This window comes from Pseudomonas sp. SC11 (assembly GCF_047039205.1).
Classification (GTDB): Bacteria; Pseudomonadota; Gammaproteobacteria; order Pseudomonadales; family Pseudomonadaceae; genus Aquipseudomonas; species Aquipseudomonas boreofloridensis.
Genome location: NZ_CP178183.1, coordinates 4,852,695 through 4,877,557, shown reverse-complemented (window position 1 = coordinate 4,877,557; position 24,863 = coordinate 4,852,695). Strand labels below are relative to the sequence as shown.

Genomic DNA, 24,863 nt, shown 5'->3' with positions numbered 1-24,863 from the left:
ACATGTCTATTGCCCATACTGCCCCTGTCTCCACCCGCAACGGCTTCGACATCAAGCGCAGCCTCGTGGAAACCCTCGTCGCCGGTCTGCTGGCGCTCATCGTCTTCGGCCCGGTGGTCGGCGTGGTCCTCGACGGCTACAGCTTCAACGCCGAGCCTAGGCGCGTGGCCTGGTTGGTCGGCACCGTGATGATCGGCCGCCTGTTACTCAGCCTGTTCCTGCAGAGCGCCGCCGGCCAGCGCTTGCAGCAGGGCTTCGACAATGGCGGCTCCGGCGTGCACGTGCTGGCGCCCAACTACAAATCGCGCCTGCGCTACATCATTCCGGCGCTGATCGTGATCGCCATCGTCTTTCCGATCTTCGCCAACAAGTACCTGCTGACCGTGGTCATCCTCGGGCTGATCTACGTGCTGCTGGGCTTGGGCCTGAACATCGTGGTCGGCCTGGCCGGGTTGCTCGACCTGGGCTACGTGGCGTTCTACGCCATCGGTGCCTATGGCCTGGCGCTGGGCTACCAGTACCTGGGGCTAGGCTTCTGGAGCGTGCTGCCGCTGGCGGCCATCGCCGCCGCCCTGGCCGGCTGCATCCTCGGTTTCCCGGTGTTGCGCATGCATGGCGACTACCTGGCCATCGTGACCTTGGGCTTCGGCGAGATCATCCGCCTGGTGCTGAACAACTGGCTGTCGTTCACTGGCGGTCCGAATGGCATGCCGGCACCGTCGCCGACCTTCTTCGGCCTGGAGTTCGGCCGCCGGGCCAAGGACGGCGGGGTGCCGTTCCACGAATTCTTCGGCCTGGAATACAACGCCAACTACAAGTTCCTGTTCATCTACATCGTGCTGTTCCTGGTGGTGCTGGCGGTGCTGTACATCAAGCACCGGCTGACCCGCATGCCGGTGGGGCGCGCCTGGGAGGCGCTGCGCGAGGACGAAATCGCCTGCCGCTCGATGGGCCTGAACCATGTCCTGGTCAAGCTCTCGGCCTTCACCTTGGGCGCGTCCACCGCGGGCCTGGCCGGGGTGTTCTTCGCCACCTACCAAGGCTTCGTCAACCCGTCTTCGTTCACCTTCTTCGAATCGGCGCTGATCCTGGCCATTGTCGTGCTCGGCGGCATGGGCTCGACCGTGGGCGTGGTGATCGCCGCGTTCGTACTGACCGTGGCGCCGGAGCTGTTGCGCAGCTTCTCCGAATACCGCGTGCTGCTATTCGGCGTGCTGATGGTGCTGATGATGATCTGGCGACCGCGCGGGCTGATCCGCATCAGCCGCACCGGCGTGGTTCCGCGTAAAGGAGTGGCGCCATGAGCGACGACATCATTCTCTCGGTGGACAACCTGATGATGCAGTTCGGCGGCATCAAGGCGCTCAGCGATGTGAGCCTCAAGGTGCGCCGCAACCAGATCTTCGCCCTGATCGGCCCCAATGGTGCCGGCAAGACCACCGTCTTCAACTGCCTGACCGGCTTCTACAAGGCCAGTGGCGGACGCATCGAGCTTCACGCGCGCGGTACCCGCACCAATGTCATCGAGCTGCTGGGCGAGCGCTTCGAGGCGGCGGATTTCTTCTCCCTGCCGCGCTTCGCCAGTCGCGTGTACTACAAGATGTTCGGCGGCACCCACCTGGTGAACCGTGCTGGCCTGGCGCGTACCTTCCAGAACATTCGCCTGTTCAAAGAGATGTCGGTGGTGGAAAACCTGTTGGTGGCCCAGCACATGTGGGTCAACCGCAACTTGCTGGCCGGTGTGCTCAACACCAAGGCCTACCGCCAGGCCGAAAGCGATGCCCTGGACCATGCGTTCTACTGGCTGGAAGTGGTCGATCTGGTCGATTGCGCCAACCGCCTGGCCGGCGAGCTGTCGTACGGTCAGCAGCGCCGTCTGGAAATCGCCCGCGCCATGTGCACACGGCCCAAGATCATCTGCCTGGACGAGCCGGCTGCCGGCCTCAACCCGCAGGAGACCGAGGCCCTGAGCCGCATGATTCGTGTACTGCGCGACGAGCACGACATCACCGTGGTGCTGATCGAGCACGACATGGGCATGGTCATGAGCATTTCCGACCACATCGTCGTCCTCGACCACGGCAACGTCATCGCCGAAGGGGCGCCGCAGGATATCCGCAACAACCCGACGGTGATCGCCGCCTACCTGGGTGCCGACGAAGAGGAACTGGTATGAGTGCACCCATTCTCGAACTCAAGGACCTGGACGTGTTCTACGGCCCGATCCAGGCGTTGAAGCAGGTCTCGATGCACATCGAGGAGGGCGAGACGGTCAGCCTGATCGGTGCCAACGGTGCGGGCAAGTCCACGCTGCTGATGTCGATCTTCGGTCAACCGCGCGCCAGCGCCGGGCAAATTCTCTATCGCGGCACCGACATCACCCGCAAGTCGTCGCACTACATCGCCTCCAATGGCATCGCTCAGTCGCCGGAGGGGCGCCGGGTGTTTCCCGACATGACGGTCGAGGAAAACCTGATGATGGGGACCATCCCCATCGGCGACAAGCACGCCGACGAGGACATGCAGCGCATGTATGCGCTGTTCCCGCGTTTGAAGGAGCGGCGCAACCAGCGGGCGATGACCATGTCCGGTGGAGAGCAGCAGATGCTGGCCATCGCCCGGGCGCTGATGAGCCGTCCCAAGCTACTGCTGCTGGATGAGCCGTCGCTGGGGCTGGCACCGATCGTGGTCAAGCAGATTTTCTCGACCCTGCGCGAGCTGGCGCAGACCGGCATGACCATCTTTCTGGTGGAACAGAACGCCAACCATGCGCTGAAGTTGTCGGATCGCGCCTACGTGATGGTCAACGGGCAAATCCGCATGACCGGTACGGGGCAGGAGCTGTTGGTGAACGACGAGGTGCGCAGCGCGTATCTGGGCGGCCATTGAACAGGATCCCGCCCTGCTGCGTGGGGCGGGCATCGATGTGGACAACTTGTCGCACGTGCGTTTTCAAGGGCCTTGAAGGTGCCCTGCATATCCAGCGTTACGCGGGTGGGATCTTTTCCACGATTAATGTTGATCTGCCTGTGGAAAACGTGGTGGCACCTCGCTAGACGCCTTATGGATAAAGGGCTTGCGGCAAGTGCTCATTATTTGACCAATTAGATCTTATTCACAGAGCGGTGCTGCTGCGGGCCGTCGTCAGCCGTTCGCAATCCATTTGCCCAGGCTGTGGATAACTCTGTGGGCAACCACTGGACAGACAGCTGCATCCTGCGTGGTGTGAGCCTTGCCCACCGTGTCAGCGCGCATTGCGGCTGCTCAGGTGGACCGAGAGGCGAGCGTGGTTTCGACAGTTGCCCCCAATCCGTGGGGAAAGCCCTGTGGATAACATGCGCATAGCCTGAGCCAGCCCTTGCGCCATAAGGCATGCAGGCTGTTGAACATATTTTGACCAGTGACGCTGTGGCTTGTCGCCAGCCCACGCTGAGGGCATGCTGCTACTCCCGTGACGGCCCATCTGCAAAGGAGATCAGCATGACGTCCACCGTATTCATCACCGGGGCTACTTCCGGTTTCGGCGAAGCCACCGCCCGCCGCTTTGCCGAGGCCGGCTGGAAACTGGTGCTCACCGGACGGCGCAAGGAGCGCCTGGATGCGCTGTGCGCCGAGCTGTCGGCCAAGACCGAGGTGCTGGGGCTGGTGGTCGATGTGCGCGATCGCCAGGCCATGGAGGCGGCAATCGCCAGCCTGCCGCCAAGCTTCGACACGCTTCAGGCCCTGGTCAACAACGCCGGTCTGGCCCTCGGCGCCGACCCTGCGCCGCAGTGCGACCTGGATGACTGGGACACCATGGTCGACACCAACATCAAAGGCCTGATGTACACCACCCGACTGCTGCTGCCCCGCCTGATCGCCCATGGCCGTGGCGCAAGTATCCTCAATGTCGGCTCCGTCGCCGGCAATTATCCGTATCCGGGCAGCCATGTGTATGGCGGCACCAAGGCGTTCGTCGGCCAGTTCTCTCTGAGCCTGCGTTGCGACCTGCGCGGCACCGGGGTGCGGGTCACCACCATCGAGCCGGGGCTGTGCGAAAGCGAGTTCTCGCTGGTGCGCTTCGGTGGCGATCAGGCGCGCTACGACGCGACCTATGCCGGTGCCGAGCCGATCCAGCCGCAGGACATTGCCGAGACCGTCTTCTGGGTGCTCAACCAGCCCGCCCACGTCAACATCAACACCCTCGAACTGATGCCGGTGAGCCAGGACTGGGCCGGTTTCGCCATCGACCGCAGCGTCAAGGGATAGCCGTCAGAGGGCCGCACGGCGCCCACACCCCGCTCAGACGATCTGCAGCAGCCCGTGCAAGGCGGTGGCCAGGTGATAGGGCGTGGTCGAGGGCATGTCGTGACGGCTCACCGCGCCGCTGGCGTCGCGGCACTCGTGCCAACCGGCCGGGTACAGGAAGTCATCCTGCAGGGCTGTCAATTGCTTCACCAGGCGATGTTCGGCGTTCGACCGCAGCGTCAGCGCGCGCAGGTACTCGGCCTTGGCCCAGATGCGCTGCGTGGCGTCGAGCACGCGGCCGTCGATGTCGAGCATCGCCACCACCGCGTTGCCTTGTACGCCATGCTGTTCGGCGTAGCTGAAAGCGCGCTCGATGGCCGTGTGCAAGGCACTGTCGCGCAGTAGCGGTGAGGTATCGAGCAAGAACAACCATTCGAACTGATGGCCGGGCTCGAACCAGTTATCCACAGCGCCCAGCGGCTTCTCCATCATCACGCCATGCGCCGGATCGATGAAGTCACGGTGCAGCGCTGTGCATAACTGCACCAGGGCCTGCTCGACCGCCGTGTCCTCGCGCACTGCCAGGGTCTGAAGAAAGGCTTCGGCCAGGTGCATTTGCGGATTCTGCAGCGGCCCACTTGAGAGATCCGACCAGTCCTCACCCAGCACCGCCTCGTAGAGTCCATCTTCGCGGGCAAAGCGTTCTGCAATCACCGCCAGGGCAGCGTTGAGGGTCGACTCGACCAGTCCCTCACGCACCTGCCCCCAGTAATGCGCGCAGGCAAAGGCGATGAAGGCATGGGTGTACAGGTCTTTGCGCCGGTCCAGCGGGGTGCCGTCGGCGGCGATGCTGTAGAACCAGCCACCGTGCTCGGCATCGTGGAAGTGCCGCTGCAGCGAGCGGAACAACGCCGCTGCACGCTCGGCCGCCCCCGGTTGCTCGATGCGGCTGCTGAACAGGTACAACTGCCTTGCGCACGCCATGGCCCGATAGCGCTGCACGGGCAGAGGACGGTGGTCGGCATCGAGCGCCTCGAAGGGCAGGGCCATGTCAGCATTCCAGCCCGGCCCTTGCCACAGCGGCACGATGCGCGAGTCGAAATGCTCACGGACCTGGGCCAGGCGGTTGGTCAGCTCGGACGGTTCAGGAAGGGGCTTGGACATGGCAACGCTCGTGACAATCGGGCAGGTCGCCATGTTAACAGCTAGCGGCAAGCGGCAAGTTGCGAGCGACAAGAAAAAGCCGTGTACTCGCTGGCTTGCCGCTTGCCCTATCCCCGATTGCCCAGGCCTTGCCAGTGGCGTGCGCCGACGAAGATGAAGCGCAACTGCTGGGTGATCTTTTCCTGGGGCGTCAACGACTGCGGACAAGTCGGGTCGGGGGTGTCGATCAGCTCGGGCAGGGTCGCGAACACGGTCTTGACCACCAGGTCGGCCATCACCGTCAAGGCGGCGCTGTCCAGGTGTTGCCAGCGTTTCATGCGTGCCAGATCCGTGGCCAGGTCCGAGCTGATGTCCTCGCGCAGGCGGGCGATGGCTTGGCGTACTGGCTGCGAGCCGCCGTACTGCTCCCGGGCCAGGAACAGGAACTGGGCGTGATGCGCCGCGACGACGTCGAGGAAGATGCGCACCGAAGCGTCGGTGATACCGCCCAGTTCGAATTCGTTGTGCCGCACCAGGCGGATCGTGTGGCGGAAGGTGGCGTCGACCTCGGCCACCAGGGCCAGGCCCAGGGCGTCCATGTCGGGGAAGTGTCGGTAGAAGCCGGTGGGGACGATGCCAGCGGCCTTGGCCACTTCGCGCAGGCTGATGCTGCTGAAGCCACGACCACTTTCCATGAGCTGACAGACCGCATCGAGCAGGGCCAGGCGGGTCTGTTGCTTCTGTTCGGCGCGCGGCAGCATGGGCGGTGAATTCTGAGGCTGTACGGCAGGGCACTCTAGTGAATAAAACGAAGAGCGGTCAATGGCCTGGGAGGTCGTCTAGAGAGGGGAGTCGGGGCTGCGTGGCAACCCCGGCATGCTGGCGTGAATAACGTGAGTAGGCTCAAAGCCGTGGGACTGCGTCGCTTCGGTAGCCAACCGCATCAGCTCACACGGCGGCTGTCGATCAAGCGATCCGAACCACCTTCGGCCACGCGGTTGTTACGTTCGATCAAGCGATCCGAGCCACCTTCGGCCACGCGGTCGTTGCGTTCGATCAGACGATCCGAACCACCTTCGGCCACGCGGTTGTTACGTTCGATCAAGCGATCCGAGCCGCCTTCGGCCACGCGGTCGTTGCGTTCGATCAGACGATCCGAGCCACCTTCGGCCACGCGGTTGTTACGTTCGATCAAGCGATCCGAGCCGCCCTCTGCAAGGGGGTTCAAGGGCTGCGCGATCACCGTCGAGGTGGGGCGAGCTTCGCCGCTCAAGTGTTGTTCGGCGGCCGGCAGGGCGAAGGCATTGGCGGCCAGAAGGGAAAGACCAAGGCTCAGCAACAGTGGGCGTTTCATGATTCAGTGCTCCTCGTGGGATGCGAAAAGTGGGTACGAGGGCAATGCTACGCTCGGTAACTCAGCAGAGAAGTTCATACGGTCGATGGTAACAATCAACGCCAATGATGTTCGTCGCGGGAGGCTCTAGCGCCGGTGTTGCAGGGCATCGTTCAGCGCGCCGATCAGGTAGCGGGTGGCGTGCATCTGTCCCTGGAACTGGGCCGTGGGTCAGAAAAACTTCGCTATCATGACCGTCATCGATAAAACCCTGCCGGCTTTCGTCAGTCCCAGCTAATGAACGCCAAACGCCGCACCGCTTCAGGTCATGCAGTCAGGAGAGCCCCGCAATGACGCGCCCCACCAGAATCTTCATCTGGATCCTCGCCAGCCTCCTAGCCCTGCTGGTGATACTGGTGGTGGTGATCGCCACTTTCGACTGGAACCGCATCAAGCCGCTGCTCAACGAAAAAGTCTCTGAAGCCTTGCACCGTCCCTTCGCCATCAATGGCAACCTGGCCGTGCACTGGCAGCGCGAGCGCGACGAGGGCGGGTGGCGCGCCTGGGTGCCGTGGCCGCGTTTCGTCGCCGAAGACCTGACGCTAGGCAACCCGGACTGGCTTAAAGCGCCGCAGATGGTCGGTCTGGAGCGGGTCGAGTTCCGCCTCTCGCCCTTGCCGTTGCTGGTTCAGACGATTTCCATTCCGCGCATCGACCTCACCCATCCCACGGCCAGCCTGACCCGCCTGGCCGATGGCCGTGCCAACTGGAACTTCGATTTCGGGCCCAAGGACGAGAACGCCGAACCGTCGAAGTGGGTGCTGGACATCGGCGCCATCGGTTTTGACCAAGGCAATGTCAGCTTCGACGACCAGACCCTCAAGACCCAGATGAAGGTGCAGATCGACCCACTGGGCAAGCCGATTCCGTTCAGTGAGATCGTCGGCAAGGCCAAGGCTGACGAGACCGGCGGCGCGCAGGACTACGCCTTCGGCCTCAAGGCCCAAGGTCGCTACAAAGGTCAGGCGGTGAACGCCACCGGCAAGATCGGTGGCCTGTTGGCGCTGCAGGACAGCCGCCAGCCGTTCCCGCTGCAAGTGGATGCGCGCGTGGGCGATACCCGCGCTGCCGTCGCCGGCACCCTGACCGACCCGCGCAACCTCGGCGCCCTGGACCTGCGCCTGAAACTCTCCGGCAGCAGCCTGGGCAACCTCTATCCCTTGACGGGCGTGACCTTACCCGACACCCCGGCCTATTCCACCGACGGTCACCTCACCGCCAACCTGCACGACGCCGGCGGCGCGCGTTTCCGCTACGAAGACTTCAACGGCAAGATCGGCGACAGCGACATCCACGGCGACCTGGCCTTCGTTGCCAGCCAGTCACGGCCCAAGCTGTCCGGCAAGCTGGTTTCCAACCAGTTGCTGTTCAAGGACTTGGCGCCGCTGATTGGTGCCGACTCCAACGCCGAGCAGAAAGCCCGCGGCGGTGCCAGCAAGCAACCCGGCGACAAGGTGTTGCCGGTCGAGGAATTCCGCACCGACCGCTGGCGCGCCATGGACGCCGACGTCTCCTTCGCCGGCAAGCGCATCGTCCACAGCGAGCAATTGCCGTTCAAGGACCTGTCGGCCCACGTAGTGCTGGAAGACGGTCTGCTGCGCCTGACTCCGCTACGCTTCGGCGTGGCCGGTGGCAACCTCGATGCCAACATCCGTCTGGATGGCCGCTCGGTGCCGATGCAGGGCCGCGCCCGTCTGACCGCGCGCGGCTTCAAGCTCAAGGAGCTGTTCCCCACCTTCGCCCCCATGCAGACCAGTTTCGGCGAGCTCAATGGCGATGCCGACATCAGCGGGCGCGGCAACTCGGTGGCGGCGCTGCTCGGCACCTCCAATGGTGACTTGCGGCTGTTGATCAACGATGGCGCGATCAGCCGCAGCCTGATGGAAATCGCCGGGCTCAACGTCGGCAACTATGTGGTGGACAAGCTGTTCGGCGATGAGGACGTGAAGATCAATTGCGCGGCGGCCGACGTCGGCATCAAGGATGGCTTGGCCAGTACCCGGCTGTTCGTCTTCGATACCGAGAACGCGATCATCTACATCAACGGTACCGCCAACTTCGCCACCGAACGTCTGGATTTGAAAGTCACCCCCGAATCCAAGGGCCTGCGCCTGTTCTCGCTGCGGTCGCCGTTGTACGTGCGCGGCGCGTTCGCCAAACCCAGTGCCGGCGTGCAAGCGGTGCCCCTGGCGTTGCGCGGGGCAGGCATGGTGGCGTTGGGCGTTGCGGTGGGGCCGGCGGCGGGGCTGCTGGCGTTGATCGCACCCAGCGGTGGTGAGCCTCACCAGTGCACACCGCTGCTAGAGCGCATGAAAGCTGGCAAGGCGCCGGCTGCGGTGAAGTCGAAGAAGTGATGCGCTTGAAGAAGGCTGCAGTGCTAACGCTGTTCACTTGAGATCTGTATTGCTGGCATTGGGGCTGCTGCGCAGCCCATCGCGGCACAAGGCCGCTCCCACAAAAATCCGTGCAAGGCCCTGTTTTCAGGGGTTACGCGGACGTTGTGGGAGTCCAATCCATGCACACCGCTGCTAGAGCGCACGAAGGCTGGCAAGGCGCCGGCTGCGGTGAAGTCGAAGAAGTGATGCGCTTGAAGAAGGCTGCAGTGCTAACGCTGTTCACTTGAGATCTGTATTGCTGGCATTGGGGCTGCTGCGCAGCCCATCGCGGCACAAGGCCGCTCCCACAAAATCCGTGCAAGGCCCCTGTTTTCAGGGGTTACGCCGACGTTGTGGGAGTCCAATCCATGCACACCGCTGCTAGAGCGCATGAAGGCTGGCAAGGCGCCGGCTGCGGTGAAGTCGAAGAAGTGATGCGCTTGAAGAAGGCTGCAGTGCTAACGCTGTTCACTTGAGATCTGTATTGCTGGCATTGGGGCTGCTGCGCAGCCCATCGCGGCACAAGGCCGCTCCCACAAAAATCCGTGCAAGGCCCTGTTTTCAGGCGTTACGCGGACGTTGTGGGAGCGGCCTTGTGCCGCGAAAGGGCCGCAAAGCGGCCCCGACGATACCTGACTTACAGGCCTTCGAGCAGATCCGACATGTCGTCGGCGTGCTCTTCTTCCTGGGCCAGGATGTCTTCGAAGATGCGGCGAGTGGTCGGGTCTTTGTCGCCGATGTACTGGATGATCTCGCGGTAGCTGTCGATGGCGATGCGCTCGGCCACCAAGTCTTCGAGGACCATTTCCTTCAGGTTGGAACCGGCCACGTACTGAGCGTGGGAGTTCTTGCTCAGGTTGTCCGGGTTGAAGTCCGGCTCACCGCCAAGCTGCACGATACGCTCGGCCAGCTTGTCGGCGTGCTCGGATTCCTGGTTGGCGTGCTCGAGGAATTCCTCGGCGGCGACGCTGGCCTTGATGCCGCTGGCCATGAAGTAGTGGCGCTTGTAGCGCAGGGTGCAAACCAGCTCGGTGGCCAGCGACTCGTTGAGCAGGCGGATGATCTCTTCACGGTCGGCCTTGTAGCCTTCGGTGATGGCGCCGTTCTCGACGTGCTCACGGGCACGATGGCGCAGGGTTTCGATGTCGGTCAGTACAGAGTTGCTCATGGGATTCTCCAGTCGAATCAGCTTTTCAGGTCAGGGTCTCGAGAGGTTTTACGCGCCAGGCACGGCCTTGCGGTCCTCTTCTCGTTGCTTGCAGGTCTTGAAACCTTTGGCATCAACATGCCCGCTGGCATCGAAGCGCACGTAGTAAGGCTGCTGCTTGCCATCCTTGTTGAGGATGTAGTCGTTGCAGATGCCCCCGTTGGGCAGGTCGCTCATGTTCGACGGGCTGCCGCCGATGGCGATGACCTTCTGCGTGGTCATGCCGTTCTCGACCTGCTTGACCAGCGGCTCGTTGCGGAAGGTGACGTAGTCGACCGGATTTTCCGGGCGGCTGTTGCTGCTGCAGGCGGCGAGGGCTGCGCTGGCGATCAGGACGGCCAGGGTCGCTTTGCTCATGATTACGCTCCTTGCAAAAGGTCCGTTACGGGTGGCTGTTAAGCTTGGAACCGCACGGCGCGTCAGGAGTTCGATTCATCAAGCGAAGCGGCAAGAGGCCGAAATACGGGGCCTGGCCGAGGATGTAAAAATTCTTGTCTACACTCAGCGGGACGAGCGCGCATCCAGCGCGCAGACAAGGAGACCACTCCATGAAGCTGCTGCACGTGTCATTGCTGGTGTTGGGCATGTCGATCGCTGGGCAGGGATTCGCCGCCACGGCGCAACAGGAAAAGATGAAGACCTGCAACGCCGAAGCCACGGGCCAGTCGCTCAAGGGCGATGCGCGCAAGGCGTTCATGAGCACCTGCCTGAAGAAGTCGCCCCCCACCCAGCAGGAGAAAATGAAGACCTGCAACGCTGACGCCAGCGGCCAGTCGCTCAAGGGCGACGCACGAAAAGCGTTCATGAGCGACTGTCTGAAGAAGAAGTGACCGGTGCCTATGCCTGTCGCCTGAAGGCTGGCAGACTGCGGATCTTCCCGCTGTCTGCCGCCGAGGCTGTATGACCTTCACTCCCCGCCAGATCACCCTGGCCAGTTGCATCATCGTGGTTGCCGGCCTGCTCCTGGCGTTGCCCCTGAAGTTGTTGCCCAGCCTGCTGGCCGGCCTGCTGGTGTTCGAACTGGTGAACATGCTCACCCCGCGCCTGCAACCGCTGATCGCCGGTCAGCGCGCCCGTTGGCTGGCGGTGGCGCTGTTGGGCACCTTGGTGGTCACCAGCCTGGCGTTGCTGATCGCCGGCGCCTTCAGCTTCCTGCTGCACGAGGCCGAGAACCCCGGCGCTTCGCTGGACAAGTTCATGGGCCTGGTGGAGCGCGCGCGGGGTCAGCTGCCGCCGTTCATCGAGGGTTACCTGCCCGCCAGCGCTGCCGAGTTCAAGGTGGCCATCGGCGACTGGATACGCAGTCACCTGAGCGATCTGCAACTGGTGGGCAAGGGCATGGCACACATGTTCGTGACCCTGCTGATCGGCATGATTCTCGGCGCCATCATCGCCTTGCAGCGTATCCCCGACCTGTCCCGACGCAAGCCGCTGGCGGCCGCGCTGTTCGAGCGTTTGAGCCTGCTGGTGCAGGCGTTTCGCAACATCGTCTTCGCGCAGATCAAGATTTCCCTGCTCAACACCACCTTCACCGGCATCTTCCTGGCCGTGGTGCTGCCGCTGTTCGGCGTGCACCTGCCGCTGACCAAGACCCTGATCGTGCTGACCTTCCTGCTGGGTCTGCTGCCGGTGATCGGCAACCTGATCTCCAACACGCTGATCACCATCGTCGGGCTGTCGCTGTCGATCTGGGTGGCGGCTGCCGCGCTGGGTTACCTGATCGTGATCCACAAGGTCGAGTATTTCCTCAACGCGCGTATCGTCGGCGGGCAGATTCGCGCCAAGTCCTGGGAACTGCTGCTGGCGATGCTGGTGTTCGAGGCGGCGTTCGGGTTGCCGGGGGTGGTGGCGGGGCCGATCTACTACGCCTACCTGAAGAGTGAGTTGCGGCGTATGGAGCTGGTCTGAAGGCCATCGGGGGCTCTAGCGCAGGTTGCCCGCGCTAGAGCCCCGCGCGATCTCAGACCGCCCCGTAGCGCTTGCGCGCTTCGATCGCCAGCCCGCTGCCGATGCTGCCGAAGATGTTCCCTTCCACGTGTCGGGCGTTGGGCAGCATCGCCGCGACGCTATTGCGCAGCGCCGGGATGCCGCTGGAGCCGCCGGTGAAGAACACCGTGTCGACCTGCGCCGCCGTTACCCCGGCCTTGACCAGCAGTTCGTCGACACTGCCGCGTACCCGTTGCAGCAAACCGTCGATGGCGTCTTCGAACAAGGCCCGGCTCAACTGCGCCACCAACCCCGACTCGACCCGGCCCAGGTCGATGCTGCGGCTGTCGCGGTCGGTCAGCTCGATCTTGCTGGCCTCCACTTCCATCGCCAGCCAGTGCCCGGCGCGCTGTTCGATCAGGTTGAACAGCCGGTCGATGCCCAGGGTGTCCTCGATGTCATAGCGCATGTTGCCCAAGGCCAGTTGCGATTTCTGGCCATACAAGGCGTTGATGGTGTGCCAGGTGGCCAGGTTCAGGTGATAACTGGTGGGCATCAGCGCGCCGCTTTTCATTCGGCTGCCATAGCCGAACAGCGGCATCACGCCTTGCAGGCTGAGCTGCTTGTCGAAGTCGGTACCGCCGATGTGCACGCCGCCGGTGGCGAGGATGTCGTCCTGGCGCGCGTCCAGCCGATGACGCTCGGGGGACAGGCGGATCAGGGTGAAGTCCGAGGTACCGCCGCCGATATCGACGATCAGCACCAGCTCTTCAGCGGCGATGCCCGACTCGTAGTCGAAGGCGGCGGCGATGGGTTCGTACTGGAACGACACGTCCTTGAAGCCGATCTTGCGCGCCACCTCGGCCAGGGTATCCTCGGCCTCCTGGTCGGCGGCCGGATCGTCGTCGACGAAGAACACCGGGCGGCCCAGCACCACCTGCTCGAAACTGCGCCCGGCACTGGCTTCGGCGCGCTTCTTCAGTTCGCCGATGAACAGTCCCAGCAGGTCCTTGAACGGCAACGCGCTGCCCAGCACGCTGGTGTCGTGCTTGATCAGCTTGGAGCCCAGCAGGCTCTTGAGCGAGCGCATCAAGCGGCCTTCGTAGCCTTCGAGGTACTCGTGCAGGGCCAGGCGGCCGTACACCGGGCGACGCTCCTCGATGTTGAAGAACACCACCGACGGCAAGGTGATCTTGCCCTCTTCCAGGGCGATCAGCGATTCGACGCCCGGGCGGTGCCAACCCACGGTGGAGTTGGAGGTGCCGAAGTCGATGCCGAGGGCGCGGGCCGGGGATACGTCAGACATGGGGGGAAGCTTCCGGAGGCAAAACGGCCGCGCAGTTTATGCCAGTGGCCGACAGAATCAAGACCGATCGTCTGTCATGGTGCAACGCCAAACGGCCCTTGAAAGGCTATGCTTCACCCCTATCTTCACAAGCAGCACGATATTTCCTACTGGTGATCCTTAGATGGACTTCAAAGACTATTACAAGGTACTCGGCGTTGACCCCAGCGCGGACGAGAAGGCGATCAAGGCGGCCTACCGCAAGCTGGCGCGCAAGTATCACCCTGACGTCAGCAAGGAGCGCGACGCCGAGGACAAATTCAAGGAGGCCAACGAGGCCTACGAAGTATTGGGCGACGCCACCAAGCGCGCCGAATACGACGAGATCCGCAAGTACGGTGGCCAGCACGGCCGGCCGTTCCAGGCACCGCCGGGCTGGGAAAGCCGTGGCGGTGGCGGCGGTGGTTTCGAGGGCGGCGATTTCTCCGACTTCTTCAGCTCGATCTTCGGTGCCCGTGGCGGCAATCCCTTTGGCGGCGCGCGCGGCCAGCAACAGCAGCGCAGTGCCGGCAGGCGAGGGCAGGACGTGGAACTGGAACTGGCGGTGTTTCTCGAAGAGACCTTGAGCAAGGAATCCAAGCAGATCAGTTTCCAGGTGCCGCAGACCAACGCCGCCGGGCAACGCACCGGCTTCACCACCAAGACCCTGAACGTGAAGATCCCGGCCGGCGTCACCGACGGCGAGCGCATCCGCCTCAAGGGCCAGGGCGCACCGGGCGCGGGCGGCGGCGCCAACGGCGACTTGTTCCTGACCATCCGCATGGCGCCGCACCCGCTGTTCGACGTCGAGGGCCACGACCTGATCATCACCGTGCCCCTGGCACCGTGGGAAGCCGCCCTGGGCACCAAGGTGGCGGTGCCGACGCTCACCGGCAAGATCAACCTGACCATCCGCCCCGACAGCCAGAGCGGCCAGCGCCTGCGGGTCAAGGGCATGGGCCTGGCCACCAAGCAGGGCGAGCGCGGCGACCTCTACGCCCAGCTCAAGGTGGTCATGCCCAGCACCTCCGATGCGACCACCCGAGAACTGTGGACCAAGCTCTCCGAGCAGGCCGCGTTCAACCCGAGGACACAATGGAGTAAGTGACCATGAGCAGCACCCTGATCGTTCAACTGGACATGCGAACCCTCTGCCAGGAAGCCAACCTCACGGCCGACTGCGTGATCGAGATCGTCGAGCACGGCATCGTTGAACCCTCAGGGCGAACGCCCGACGACTGGGTGTTCGACGACCACGCGCCGGTCACCGTCAAGCGCGCGGTGAAGCTGCACCAGGAGCTGGAGCTGGAATGGGAAGGGGTGGCGCTGGCGCTGGAACTGCTTGAGGAAGTGCAGCAGTTACGCAGCGAGAACAGCATGTTGCGCCAGCGTCTGGGCCGGTTCGTGCAGGCCTGACCTGTCATTTATGTCAGTGGACGCTACCGGTGGGGCGTTCTAGCGTGATGACTCCACGCATTACAGAACTTCCAACTCAGGAGCGTCGACATGAGCGTGCATACGATTAACGAAGCCCAATTCGAAGAACAGGTGCTGTCAGCGAAGAAACCGGTCGTGGTTGAGTTTTTCAAATACCGCCCCGACGGTCGGGAAAACGCCAGTAATCGCATGAGCAAGGTGATGGATGACTGGGCATCGTCTGAAACCCGTGCAGACTTTGTGCGTATTTCGCTGGTCGATAGCCCCGTCGTCGCCGAGCGCTATGCCGTTCAGTCCGCTCCGACGCTGTTGATCTTCTCCAGAGGCGAGCAGGTTGAGGAACTGATCGGCTATTACACCGTGGAGCGGCCCAAGGAATTGCTGGACCGTGTCCTGAAAGCGACTGTGCAGCGCTAATCAGGGCGTCTGCCGATCAGGTGGACGCTCTGAGCTGTTCAGCCCTAGCTGCATGAAGGTCAGATCCAACCACCGGCCGAACTTCACCCCCACCTGCGGCATCTGCCCGGTCACGGCGAAGCCCAGGCGCTCGTGCAGGCGGATCGAGGCGGCATTGCCGCTTTCGATGGCCGCCACCATGACGTGCTTGCCACCGCTGCGGGCACGCTCGATCAGCGCCTGCATCAACAGCGGTCCCAAGCCTTTGCCACGCTGGTCGCCGCGCACGTACACCGAGTGCTCCACCGTGTGGCGGAAACCTTCGAAGGGGCGCCAGTCGCCGAACGAGGCGTAGCCGAGCACGCCGCTGTCGTCGGTCGCCACCAGAATCGGGTAGCCCTGCTCGGCCCGGGCGGCGAACCAGGCCTGACGGTTAGCCAGGTCCACCGGGGTTTCATTCCAGATCGCCGTGGTGTTGCACACGGCGTCGTTGTAGATGTCGAGGATGCCGGCCAGGTCGTCGGGCCGGGCATCGCGGATGCAGTCGCTCATGGCAGTGTCTCGCGAAGTCGAGGCCGCAGATTAAATGGTTACCAGCCCGCGCACACCCTCGGCCTGCATGTTTTCGCCACGGCCGCGCTGCACGATCTCGCCACGGGCCATCACCAGGTACTGGTCGGCCAACGCCTCGGCGAAGTCGTAGAACTGTTCCACCAGCAGGATCGCCATGTCGCCGCGCTGCGCCAAACGGCGGATCACCGCGCCGATTTCCTTGATCACCGAGGGCTGGATGCCTTCGGTGGGCTCGTCGAGAATCAGCAGGCGCGGGCGGCTGGCCAGGGCACGGCCGATCGCCAGTTGCTGCTGCTGGCCGCCGGACAGATCGCCACCTCGGCGCTGCTTCATCTGTTCGAGCACCGGGAACAGTTCATAGATGAACGCCGGCACCTGCCGCGCCTCGCGGGCGCTGAAACGCGACAGGCCCATCAGCAGATTTTCCTCCACCGTCAGGCGCGGGAAGATTTCCCGGCCTTGGGGCACGTAGGCGATGCCCGCGTGCACCCGCTGCTGGGGCTTGAGCGCGGTGATCGGCGTGCCTTCCCATTCGATGCGGCCCTCGCGGGCGGGCACCAGGCCCATCAGGCAGCGCAGCAGGGTGGTCTTGCCCACGCCATTGCGGCCCAGCAGGCAGGTCACTTCGCCGACCTTGGCCTCGAACGACAGGCCTCGCAGGATGTGGCTGCCGCCGTAGTATTGGTGCAGTGCGTCGATTTTCAGCATGTTCTGCCATCCGATGATTCAGGTCGTGGGCGCGGGCTCGCCCCGCGCTAGCGCCAGACCTGCAAATGATGTTGGCCGGGCAGGTCTAGACGCGGGGCATGCCCGCTCCCACGCCGATTCAGCTTCTCCCTAGCGACCGAGGTACACCTCGACCACCCGCTCATCCGCCTGTACCTGTTCCAGCGATCCTTGCGCCAGTACGCTGCCGTGGTGCAGCACGGTGACATGATCGGCGATGCTGCCGACGAAGCCCATGTCGTGCTCCACCACCATCAGCGAGTGCTTGCCCGCCAGCCCCTTGAACAGCTCGGCGGTGAACTCGGTCTCGGCGTCGGTCATGCCCGCCACCGGCTCGTCGAGCAGCAGCAACTGTGGCTCCTGCACCAGCAGCATGGCGATCTCCAGGAACTGCTTCTGGCCGTGCGACAACAGCCCGGCCTGGCGCGAGGCCTGGCTGTGCAGGCGCACGGTGCTCAGCACCTGGTCGATACGCGCGCGCTGCGCGTCGGTCAGCCGTGCGGTCAGGCTGGCCCACACCGATTTGTCGGTCTTGAGCGCCAGCTCGAGGTTCTCGAACACCGTCAGCGCCTCGAACACCGTAGGCTTCTGGAATTTGCGGCCGATGCCGGCCTGGGCGATCTGGTATTCGCTCAGGCGGGTCAGGTCGAGGGTGTCGCCGAAGAAGGCGCTGCCGCTGTCCGGTCGGGTCTTGCCGGTGATCACGTCCATCAGCGTGGTCTTGCCGGCGCCGTTCGGACCGATGATGCAGCGCAGTTCACCGACGCCGATGTACAGGGTCAAGGCGTTGAGCGCCTTGAAGCCGTCGAAGCTGACGCTGATGTCCTCCAGGCTCAACACGGTGCCGTGGCGGGTGTCGAGTCCGGCCTTGCGGGGCTGGCCCAGGCCGATGGCATCGCGACCGCTGCCGAGCTGATCGAACACCGGCTCGAGCATGAACTCCGGGTGTACCGCAGGCAGGCCTCTCATGGCTGGCTCCTTTTCTTCAGCAGCCCGACCACGCCCTTGGGCAGGTACAGGGTGACCAGAATGAACAGTGCGCCGAGGAAGAACAGCCAGAACTCCGGGAAAGCCACGGTGAACCAGCTTTTCATCCCGTTGACCAGACCGGCGCCGAGCAGCGGGCCGATCAGCGTGCCGCGTCCGCCCAGGGCCACCCACACTGCGGCCTCGATGGAGTTGGTCGGCGACATCTCGCTGGGATTGATGATGCCCACCTGCGGCACGTACAGGGCACCGGCCAGGCCACACAGCACGGCGCTGAGCACCCACACCAGCAGCTTGAAGCCGCGCGGGTCGTAGCCGCAGAACATCAGGCGGTTCTCGGCGTCGCGCAGGGCGGTGAGCAGGCGGCCGAACTTGCTGCGGGTCAGCCGCCAGCACAGGTACAGGCTGCTTAGCAGCAAGGCCACGGTCAGCAGGAACAACACCGCCCGCGTGCCGGGCGCGGCCACGTCGAAGCCGACGATGGTGCGGAAGTTGGTAAAACCGTTGTTGCCGCCAAACCCGGTCTCGTTGCGGAAGAACAACAACATGCCGGCGAAGGTCAGGGCCTGGGTCATGATCGAGAAGTACACGCCCTTGATCCGCGAGCGGAAGGCGAACCAGCCGAACACCAGGGCCAGCAGCCCCGGCGCCAGCACCACCAGGCACAGTGCCCAGGCGAAATGCTGGGTACCGGCCCAGTACCACGGCAGCTCGCTCCACGACAGGAAGGTCATGAAGCCAGGCAGGCCGTCGCCGGCGGCCTGGCGCATCAGGTACATGCCCATGGCGTAGCCGCCCAGGGCGAAGAACAGGCCGTGGCCCAACGACAGCAACCCGGCGTAGCCCCAGACCAGGTCCAGGGCCAGGGCGACGATGGCGTAACAGAGGATCTTGCCGACCAGCGTCAGGGTGTAGGCCGAGACCTGCAGGGCGTGCCCCTCGGGCAACAGCGACAACAGCGGCAGGGCGATCAGCACCAGGGTCAGCAGGGCGCCGAGGGCCAACGACAGCCGGGGCCCGGCCTTGTGCGCGGCGGTGACAAGCAGTGGCTGGTTCATCAGTCGATTACCCGTCCCTTGAGGGCGAACAGACCTTGCGGACGCTTCTGGATGAACAGAATGATCAGCGCAAGGATGAGGATCTTGCCGAGCACCGCACCGATCTGCGGTTCCAGCAGCTTGTTGGCGATGCCCAGACCGAAGGCCGCCCAGAGGCTGCCGGCCAGTTGCCCGACGCCACCGAGCACCACCACCAGGAAGGAGTCGATGATGTAGCTCTGGCCCAGGTCCGGGCCGACGTTGCCGACCTGGCTCAGGGCCACGCCACCGAGGCCGGCGATGCCCGAACCGAGGCCGAAGGCGAGCATGTCCACGCGGCCGGTGGACACCCCGCAGCACGCCGCCATATTGCGGTTCTGGGTGACGGCACGCACGTTCAGCCCCAGCCGCGTGCGGTTGAGCAGCAGCCAAGTGAGCAGCACCACGGCCAGGGCGAAGCCGATGATCACCAGGCGGTTGTACGGCAGCACCAGGTTCGGCAGCACCTGCACGCCGCCGGACAGCCAGGCCGGATTGCTCACTTCGACGTTCTGCGCGCCGAACAGCAGGCGTACCGCCTGGATCAGGATCAGACTGATGCCCCAGGTGGCCAGCAGGGTTTCCAGGGGGCGGCCATAGAGGTGGCGGATGACCGTGCGCTCCAGCGCCATGCCGACCCCGGCGCTGATGGCGAAGGCCACCGGCAGGGCGATCAGCGGATAGAACTCCAGGGCGCCGGGGGCGTAGCGCTGCACCAGCACCTGAACCATGTAGGTGCTGTAGGCGCCGAGCATGAGCATTTCGCCGTGGGCCATGTTGATCACCCCGAGCAGGCCGAAGGTGATGGCCAGGCCCAGCGCCGCCAGCAGCAGGATCGAGCCCAGCGACAGGCCGCTGAAGGCCTGACCGAGCAGTTCGCCGATCAACAGCTTGCGTTGCACCTGGGCCAGGCTGGTCTCGGCGGCGGTGCGCACGCCCGAATCGCTTTCCGCACCGGGTTGCAGCAGTGCTTCGAGTCGGGTGCGGGCCAGCGGGTCGCCCGTCTCGCCAAGCAGGCGCACGGCGGCCAGACGTACCTGCGGTTCGCTGGCGCCCAGTTGCAGGTTGGCCAAGGCCAGGCCCAGCGCGGCGTGCACCGCCGGGTCGGACTCCTGGGCGAAAGCGCGGTCGAGCGTTGCCATCTGCGCCGGTTGCGCGCTTTTCTGCAACTGCTGGGCCGCGCCCAGGCGCACACGGCTGTCGCTTGCTGACAATTGGTGGCTGGCCAGGGCGTTGTCGATCAGGCCGCGCAAGCGGTTGTTCAGGCGCACCTTGCGCGTGTCATCGGCGGCGATGCGGCCTTCGCGCAGGTTCTCCAGCAGCGCCAGGCGCGCAGGGTCCGGTTGCGCGGCCCAGCGTTCGAGCAAATTGGCCTGCTCGGCAGGCTTGGCCGCGAGGAAGAATTCGCCCTCGCTGGCCTCGGCTGCCAGCGGCAGGAGCAGTAATAGCGTCAGCAGCAGTCTGAGCATGTGGGCAGTCCTGGAAATCGGAGGTGGATTCATCGCGGGGCAAGCCCGCTCCCACAGGGGCTGTGTAACCCCATGTTGATGGGGGCACGCGGCTGTTGTGGGGGCGGGCTCGTCGCGCGATTGGGCCGCCGCGCGGCCCCCTGCACTCAGTTGCCTTTCACCGCATAGTCAGGCCGCTTGTCGTTGCCCGGAATGAACGGGCTCCAAGGCTGCGCGCGCAGTGGCTGTTCGGTCTCCCAGACCACGCTGAACTGCCCGTCGTCCTGGATCTCGCCGATCATCACCGGCTTGTGCAGGTGGTGGTTGGTCTTGTCCATGGTCAGGGTGAAGCCCGACGGCGCCTGGAAGGTCTGCCCGGCCAGCGCTTCGCGCACCTTGTCCACATCGGTGGACTTGGCTTTTTCCGCTGCCTGCGCCCACATGTGGATGCCCACGTAGGTGGCTTCCATCGGATCGTTGGTCACCGCCTTGTCGGCGCCGGGAAGGCCTTTGGCCTTGGCATAGGCCTTCCAGTCAGCCACGAACTTCTGGTTGACCGGGTTATCCACCGACTCGAAGTAGTTCCAGGCCGCCAGGTGACCCACCAGCGGCTTGGTGTCGATGCCGCGTAGCTCTTCTTCACCCACCGAGAACGCCACCACCGGCACATCGGTGGCCTTCAGGCCCTGGTTGGCCAGTTCCTTGTAGAAGGGCACGTTGGAGTCGCCATTGACCGTGGAGATCACGGCCGTCTTGCCGCCAGCGGAGAACTTCTTGATGTTGGCGACGATGGTCTGGTAATCGGCGTGGCCAAACGGGGTGTACACCTCTTCGATGTCCTTGTCGGCCACGCCTTTGCTGTGCAGGAAGGCGCGCAGGATCTTGTTGGTGGTGCGCGGATACACGTAGTCGGTGCCCAGCAGGAAGAAGCGCTTGGCGCTGCCGCCGTCTTCGCTCATCACATATTCAACCGCTGGGATCGCTTGCTGGTTAGGCGCCGCACCGGTGTAGAAGACGTTTGGCGACATCTCTTCACCCTCGTACTGCACCGGGTAGAACAGCAGCCCGTTGAGTTCCTCGAACACCGGCAGCACGGATTTGCGCGACACCGACGTCCAGCAGCCGAATACCACCGCGACCTTGTCCTGGGTCAGCAACTGGCGGCTCTTCTCGGCGAACAGCGGCCAGTTGGACGCGGGGTCTACCACCACAGGTTCGAGCATCTTGCCGTTGACCCCGCCCTTGGCGTTGATCTCGTCGATGGTCATCAGCGCCATGTCCTTGAGCGACGTCTCGGAGATGGCCATGGTGCCGGACAGCGAATGCAGGATGCCGACCTTGATGGTCTCGGCGGCCTGGAGGCTCCAGCTCAGGCCCATGGCCGCGAGCGATGCGCTGAGGGTAAAGGCCTTGATCAGACTGCGACGCTTCATGTGCTCTCTCCGCTGCGTTGTTGTGGTGTTGGCGCAGGGGAGACTGCAAAGGCTGTGCCGTGGTGCGCAAAGGCACGCGGCAGACGGGCTGTGCTTCGGGGCGGGGCGTAGGCGGGGGCGAGGTTGGTGCTCGCTGGTGAGGGCTGCACCGAGTTGGGGCCGGGGCGGGGTGATCGGGGCCGCACGGCGGCCCCGCGTCAGTCAATCGCGACGCACGGCGCCGCGCGCCTGGCGCTTGCTGCGCACGAACTGGTAAGTCACCGCCAGAATCAGGAACCACAGCGGCGTGACCACCAGCGCCGAGCGGGTATCGGCCTCCAGGCTCAGCAGCACCAGAATGAAGGCGAAGAACGCCAGGCACACGCAGCACATGAAGCGTCCGCCCGGCATCTTGTACTTCGAGGCCTGGTGCAGGGGCTCACGGTGCTTGCGGTAGCTCAGGTACGACAGCAGGATCAGCGTCCAGACGAACATGAACAGCACCGCCGACACCGTGGTCACCAGGGTGAAGGCTTCGATCACGTTCGGCACCAGGTAGATCAGCACCGCGCCCAGCAGCAGGCAGGTGCAGGAGAAGTACAGGCCGTTGGCCGGGACGGCGCGGCGCGACAGTTTCTCGAACGCCTTCGGCGCGTCGCCTTCCTGGGCCAGGCCAAAGAGCATGCGGCTGGTGGAGAACACGCCGCTGTTGGCCGAGGACGCCGCCGAGGTCAGTACCACGAAGTTGATGATGCTCGCCGCTGCCGGCAGGCCGGCCAGCACGAACAGCTCGACGAACGGGCTCTTGCCCGGCACCACGTCGCGCCATGGGGTCACGGCCATGATCGCGATCAGTGCCAGCACGTAGAACACGATGATGCGGATCGGGATGGAGTTGATCGCCCGGGGCAAGGTGCGCTCGGGGTTCTTCGCTTCGGCGGCGGTGGTGCCCACCAGCTCGATGCCGACGAAGGCGAACACGGCGATCTGGAAGCCGGCGAAGAAGCCCATGACCCCATGCGGGAACATGCCGGCGTCGTTCCACAGGTTGGCCAGTTGCGCGGTGCGCCCGCTCGGCGAGGTGAAACCGGTGACCACCATGTACAGGCCGGTGGCGACCAGGCCGAGGATGGCGATGATCTTGATCAGGGCGAACCAGAACTCCATCTCGCCGAACAGCTTGACCGTGACCAGGTTCAGCGACAGCAGTACCGCCACGCAGGTCAGTGCCGGTATCCACTGGGGAAGCTCCGGGAACCAGAATTGCGTGTAGGCGGCGATGGCGACCACGTCGGCGATGCCGGTGACCACCCAGCAGAACCAGTAGGTCCAGCCAGTGAAGTAGCCGGCCCAGGGGCCGAGCAGATCGGCGGAAAAGTCGATGAACGATTTGTAGTTCAGGTTCGACAGCAGCAGCTCACCCATGGCGCGCATGACGAAGAACAGCATGAAGCCGATGATCATGTAGACGAAGATGATCGACGGGCCGGCCAGGCTGATGGTCTTGCCCGAGCCCATGAACAGGCCGGTGCCGATGGCGCCGCCGATGGCGATGAGCTGGATGTGGCGGTTGGTCAGGTTGCGTTGCAGATGCTGGTCATCTGTCGGGGCGGGGGAGGTTTGGGTCATAGGCTGCATTCCATTGAGGGTCAGTCTTTTTGTGCGCGAAAGCCGGCTAGGCTATCACGTCGCGTTCCGATCGCGGGTGTGGCAGATCGGCACGATCTTGACGGCGCAGACAGGACGATCACCTGACCGGCATCAAGCGTTGCCCTTTTCCCAGGTAAACCCGCCTGCACCGCTGCACCCGCGAAAACATATCGCTGTTCACGCCTGAACCGCGACCCGACTCCGCCAGATCACCAGGCTGTCGAGCGCCCACATCACCAGCATCGACACTCCCACCAATGGGAAGACCACGCCCAGCACCAGCATCACCCCCACGGCGGTCTTCCAGCGTGGCAGGTCATGGCGCAGCGGTGGTACGCCCAGGCTGCCGCTGGGTTTGCGTTTCCACCACATGACCAGCCCGCTGACCGCGCCCAGCAGAATCATCAAGCACACCAGCAGGATGATCGCTTGGTGCACCGGTCCGAACATCCGCCCCTCATGCAGCATCACCCCCAGCTCAGTGGCGCGCGCCGCCGTGCCGTAGTCCTGCCAGCGCACGTCGGCCAGCACCTGGCCGGTGTACTGGTCCACATGCAGGGTGGCGTCGTAGCGCGGGTCGTCGGCGAATACGGCGATGGTGAAGACGCCGTCGGCGGTGGTCGGCGCAGTGATGCTGTAGCCGGGCGTCACGCCACGCGCGTCGGCCAGGTCCTGGACTTGCTGCAAACCGATTTGCGGCGCCGCTGGGGCACTGTGGCCGGTGTGATGGCCCCTATGCTCGGCGTGCGCACCGGACACCGGCATCGGCGTATTTTCCAGGGCCCAGGGCACGGTTTGGCGGTGAGCGTTGTTGAGCGCACCGGCCTGTTGGTCCGAGGTGGGCACCGTAGTCCACATGGCCGCCGGAAAGCGGTTCCACAGCTCGGCGTATTGCTTGCCCCAGAAGCCGGTCCAGGTCATGCCGCTGAGCAGCATGAACAGCAGCAGTGCCGAGCCCCAGAAGCCGACGACCGCATGCAGGTCGCGCCACAGCAGGCGCCCGCGCGCCGTCAGGCGTGGCCACAGCACGCCGGCGCCGCTGCGTCCACGCGGCCACCACAAGTACAGCCCGGACACCACCAGCACGATGCCCCAACCCGCCGCCAGTTCCACCAGACGGTCGCCCAGGGTGCCGATCATCAGTTCGCCGTGCAGGGCGCGGGCGATGGCTTGCAGGTTGCGCTTGCCGTCCTGGACGCCCAGCACTTCGGCGCGATAGGGATCGACGAACACGTTCAGCTCACGGCCGCCGTCGTGCACCACGAACTGCGCACTGCGCTCGGCGTTCAGCGGCGGCAGGTACTGGCCGATGTGGCCCTGGGGATAGGCCTGCTGCACTTTGGCCAGCAGGGTGTCGGCGCTCTGGCGCTGCGCGCCGGCCTCGACCACCATCAGGTCGCGGTACATCCAGGGGTCGAGCTGCGGCTTGAACAGGTAGACGATCCCAGTGAGCGCCAGCAGGATCATGAACGGTGCGACGAACAGCCCGGCGTAGAAGTGCCAACGCCAGGCCAGGTTGTAGAAGGAAGGCTGCGGTTGTTTCACGGTATCTCCCGTTCGCCC

At 64.4% G+C, this 24,863-nt stretch carries 24 protein-coding genes; 10 read left to right on the top strand and 14 right to left on the bottom strand.

Features of this window, described 5'->3' with window-relative positions:
• Nucleotides 1-2: 2 nt before the first annotated feature.
• The 4 genes from livM (at nt 3) to ACK2SD_RS21770 (ending at nt 4,248) form a co-directional block, all read left to right on the top strand.
• Entirely contained in the window at nt 3-1,304 is a 1,302-nt protein-coding gene (gene livM / locus ACK2SD_RS21785) for a high-affinity branched-chain amino acid ABC transporter permease LivM (protein ID WP_039582891.1), read from the top strand.
• Nucleotides 1,301-2,176 carry an ATP-binding cassette domain-containing protein gene (locus ACK2SD_RS21780; protein ID WP_116887470.1) on the top strand — a complete coding sequence of 292 codons (876 nt, stop codon included), beginning with the start codon at nt 1,301-1,303 and terminating at the stop codon, nt 2,174-2,176. Before livM ends, ACK2SD_RS21780 begins: the two co-directional genes overlap by 4 nt.
• Nucleotides 2,173-2,889, top strand: coding sequence for an ABC transporter ATP-binding protein (locus ACK2SD_RS21775; RefSeq protein ID WP_039582895.1), 717 nt, complete (start codon nt 2,173-2,175; stop codon nt 2,887-2,889). The genes ACK2SD_RS21780 and ACK2SD_RS21775 overlap by 4 nt, the downstream gene beginning before the upstream one ends.
• Nucleotides 2,890-3,480: 591 nt before the next feature.
• Nucleotides 3,481-4,248, top strand: a complete 768-nt coding sequence (locus ACK2SD_RS21770) for an SDR family oxidoreductase (RefSeq protein ID WP_080754788.1) — start codon at nt 3,481-3,483, stop codon at nt 4,246-4,248.
• Nucleotides 4,249-4,281: 33 nt separating this feature from the next.
• On the opposite strand, the gene ACK2SD_RS21765 is transcribed toward ACK2SD_RS21770, so the two are convergent.
• The 3 genes from ACK2SD_RS21765 to ACK2SD_RS21755 form a co-directional block, all read right to left on the bottom strand.
• Complete coding sequence (locus ACK2SD_RS21765; protein WP_412460821.1) at nt 4,282-5,391, bottom strand: AGE family epimerase/isomerase; 1,110 nt, start codon at nt 5,389-5,391, stop codon at nt 4,282-4,284.
• 107 nt (nt 5,392-5,498) lie between these two features.
• The gene (locus ACK2SD_RS21760) at nt 5,499-6,131 is read right to left on the bottom strand and encodes a TetR family transcriptional regulator (RefSeq protein WP_029612748.1); all 633 of its coding nucleotides are present in this window, start codon (nt 6,129-6,131) and stop codon (nt 5,499-5,501) included.
• 182 nt (nt 6,132-6,313) lie between these two features.
• Entirely contained in the window at nt 6,314-6,724 is a 411-nt protein-coding gene (locus ACK2SD_RS21755; RefSeq protein ID WP_412460820.1) for a phage infection protein, read from the bottom strand.
• A gap of 329 nt (nt 6,725-7,053) precedes the next feature.
• Between ACK2SD_RS21755 and ACK2SD_RS21750 the strand changes: the two genes are divergently transcribed.
• Nucleotides 7,054-9,117 (top strand): AsmA family protein, encoded by a 2,064-nt coding sequence (locus tag ACK2SD_RS21750; RefSeq protein WP_412460819.1) that lies wholly within the window; start codon nt 7,054-7,056, stop codon nt 9,115-9,117.
• Nucleotides 9,118-9,775: 658 nt separating this feature from the next.
• Here the strand turns inward: ACK2SD_RS21750 and ACK2SD_RS21745 are convergent.
• Nucleotides 9,776-10,306 carry a ferritin-like domain-containing protein gene (locus ACK2SD_RS21745; protein WP_029613665.1) on the bottom strand — a complete coding sequence of 177 codons (531 nt, stop codon included), beginning with the start codon at nt 10,304-10,306 and terminating at the stop codon, nt 9,776-9,778.
• A gap of 48 nt (nt 10,307-10,354) precedes the next feature.
• Nucleotides 10,355-10,702: an osmotically-inducible lipoprotein OsmE gene (gene osmE / locus ACK2SD_RS21740; RefSeq protein ID WP_116887474.1), complete on the bottom strand. Its 348-nt coding sequence runs from the start codon at nt 10,700-10,702 to the stop codon at nt 10,355-10,357.
• A 191-nt stretch (nt 10,703-10,893) separates the two neighbouring features.
• Between osmE and ACK2SD_RS21735 the strand changes: the two genes are divergently transcribed.
• Nucleotides 10,894-11,175: a PsiF family protein gene (locus ACK2SD_RS21735; RefSeq protein ID WP_029613666.1), complete on the top strand. Its 282-nt coding sequence runs from the start codon at nt 10,894-10,896 to the stop codon at nt 11,173-11,175.
• Nucleotides 11,176-11,245: 70 nt separating this feature from the next.
• Nucleotides 11,246-12,253: an AI-2E family transporter gene (locus ACK2SD_RS21730; RefSeq protein WP_029613667.1), complete on the top strand. Its 1,008-nt coding sequence runs from the start codon at nt 11,246-11,248 to the stop codon at nt 12,251-12,253.
• Nucleotides 12,254-12,305: 52 nt separating this feature from the next.
• Here the strand turns inward: ACK2SD_RS21730 and ACK2SD_RS21725 are convergent, their stop codons facing one another.
• Nucleotides 12,306-13,577 carry an Hsp70 family protein gene (locus ACK2SD_RS21725; protein ID WP_317871182.1) on the bottom strand — a complete coding sequence of 424 codons (1,272 nt, stop codon included), beginning with the start codon at nt 13,575-13,577 and terminating at the stop codon, nt 12,306-12,308.
• A gap of 163 nt (nt 13,578-13,740) precedes the next feature.
• Here ACK2SD_RS21725 and cbpA point away from each other — a divergent pair, with 163 nt between their 5' ends.
• The 3 genes from cbpA to ACK2SD_RS21710 all read left to right on the top strand — a co-directional run bounded on the left by cbpA (nt 13,741) and on the right by ACK2SD_RS21710 (nt 15,449).
• A complete protein-coding gene (cbpA, locus tag ACK2SD_RS21720) occupies nt 13,741-14,703 on the top strand; it encodes a curved DNA-binding protein (protein WP_029613669.1) in 963 nt (320 codons plus the stop codon).
• Nucleotides 14,704-14,705: 2 nt separating this feature from the next.
• Nucleotides 14,706-15,011: a chaperone modulator CbpM gene (locus ACK2SD_RS21715; RefSeq protein WP_295481541.1), complete on the top strand. Its 306-nt coding sequence runs from the start codon at nt 14,706-14,708 to the stop codon at nt 15,009-15,011.
• Between the two features lie 90 nt (nt 15,012-15,101).
• Complete coding sequence (locus ACK2SD_RS21710; RefSeq protein ID WP_412460818.1) at nt 15,102-15,449, top strand: thioredoxin family protein; 348 nt, start codon at nt 15,102-15,104, stop codon at nt 15,447-15,449.
• Here the strand turns inward: ACK2SD_RS21710 and ACK2SD_RS21705 are convergent, their stop codons facing one another.
• The 8 genes from ACK2SD_RS21705 to ACK2SD_RS21670 form a co-directional block, all read right to left on the bottom strand.
• On the bottom strand, nt 15,450-15,980 hold the full coding sequence (locus ACK2SD_RS21705; RefSeq protein ID WP_412460817.1) for an N-acetyltransferase family protein: 531 nt from the start codon (nt 15,978-15,980) through the stop codon (nt 15,450-15,452). It abuts the gene before it with no gap.
• 30 nt (nt 15,981-16,010) lie between these two features.
• Complete coding sequence (urtE, locus tag ACK2SD_RS21700; RefSeq protein ID WP_412460816.1) at nt 16,011-16,709, bottom strand: urea ABC transporter ATP-binding subunit UrtE; 699 nt, start codon at nt 16,707-16,709, stop codon at nt 16,011-16,013.
• Nucleotides 16,710-16,838: 129 nt separating this feature from the next.
• Nucleotides 16,839-17,696 (bottom strand): urea ABC transporter ATP-binding protein UrtD, encoded by an 858-nt coding sequence (gene urtD / locus ACK2SD_RS21695; RefSeq protein ID WP_295481548.1) that lies wholly within the window; start codon nt 17,694-17,696, stop codon nt 16,839-16,841.
• A complete protein-coding gene (gene urtC, locus ACK2SD_RS21690; RefSeq protein ID WP_029613671.1) occupies nt 17,693-18,772 on the bottom strand; it encodes an urea ABC transporter permease subunit UrtC in 1,080 nt (359 codons plus the stop codon). Before urtC ends, urtD begins: the two co-directional genes overlap by 4 nt.
• Complete coding sequence (gene urtB / locus ACK2SD_RS21685) at nt 18,772-20,292, bottom strand: urea ABC transporter permease subunit UrtB (protein WP_412460815.1); 1,521 nt, start codon at nt 20,290-20,292, stop codon at nt 18,772-18,774. Before urtB ends, urtC begins: the two co-directional genes overlap by 1 nt.
• Before the next feature lie 113 nt (nt 20,293-20,405).
• On the bottom strand, nt 20,406-21,671 hold the full coding sequence (gene urtA, locus ACK2SD_RS21680) for an urea ABC transporter substrate-binding protein (RefSeq protein WP_295481553.1): 1,266 nt from the start codon (nt 21,669-21,671) through the stop codon (nt 20,406-20,408).
• A 201-nt stretch (nt 21,672-21,872) separates the two neighbouring features.
• Nucleotides 21,873-23,279 carry a D-serine/D-alanine/glycine transporter gene (gene cycA / locus ACK2SD_RS21675; RefSeq protein WP_412460814.1) on the bottom strand — a complete coding sequence of 469 codons (1,407 nt, stop codon included), beginning with the start codon at nt 23,277-23,279 and terminating at the stop codon, nt 21,873-21,875.
• Between the two features lie 198 nt (nt 23,280-23,477).
• Nucleotides 23,478-24,845 carry a PepSY-associated TM helix domain-containing protein gene (locus tag ACK2SD_RS21670; protein WP_412460813.1) on the bottom strand — a complete coding sequence of 456 codons (1,368 nt, stop codon included), beginning with the start codon at nt 24,843-24,845 and terminating at the stop codon, nt 23,478-23,480.
• Between the last annotated feature and the right edge of the window lie 18 nt (nt 24,846-24,863).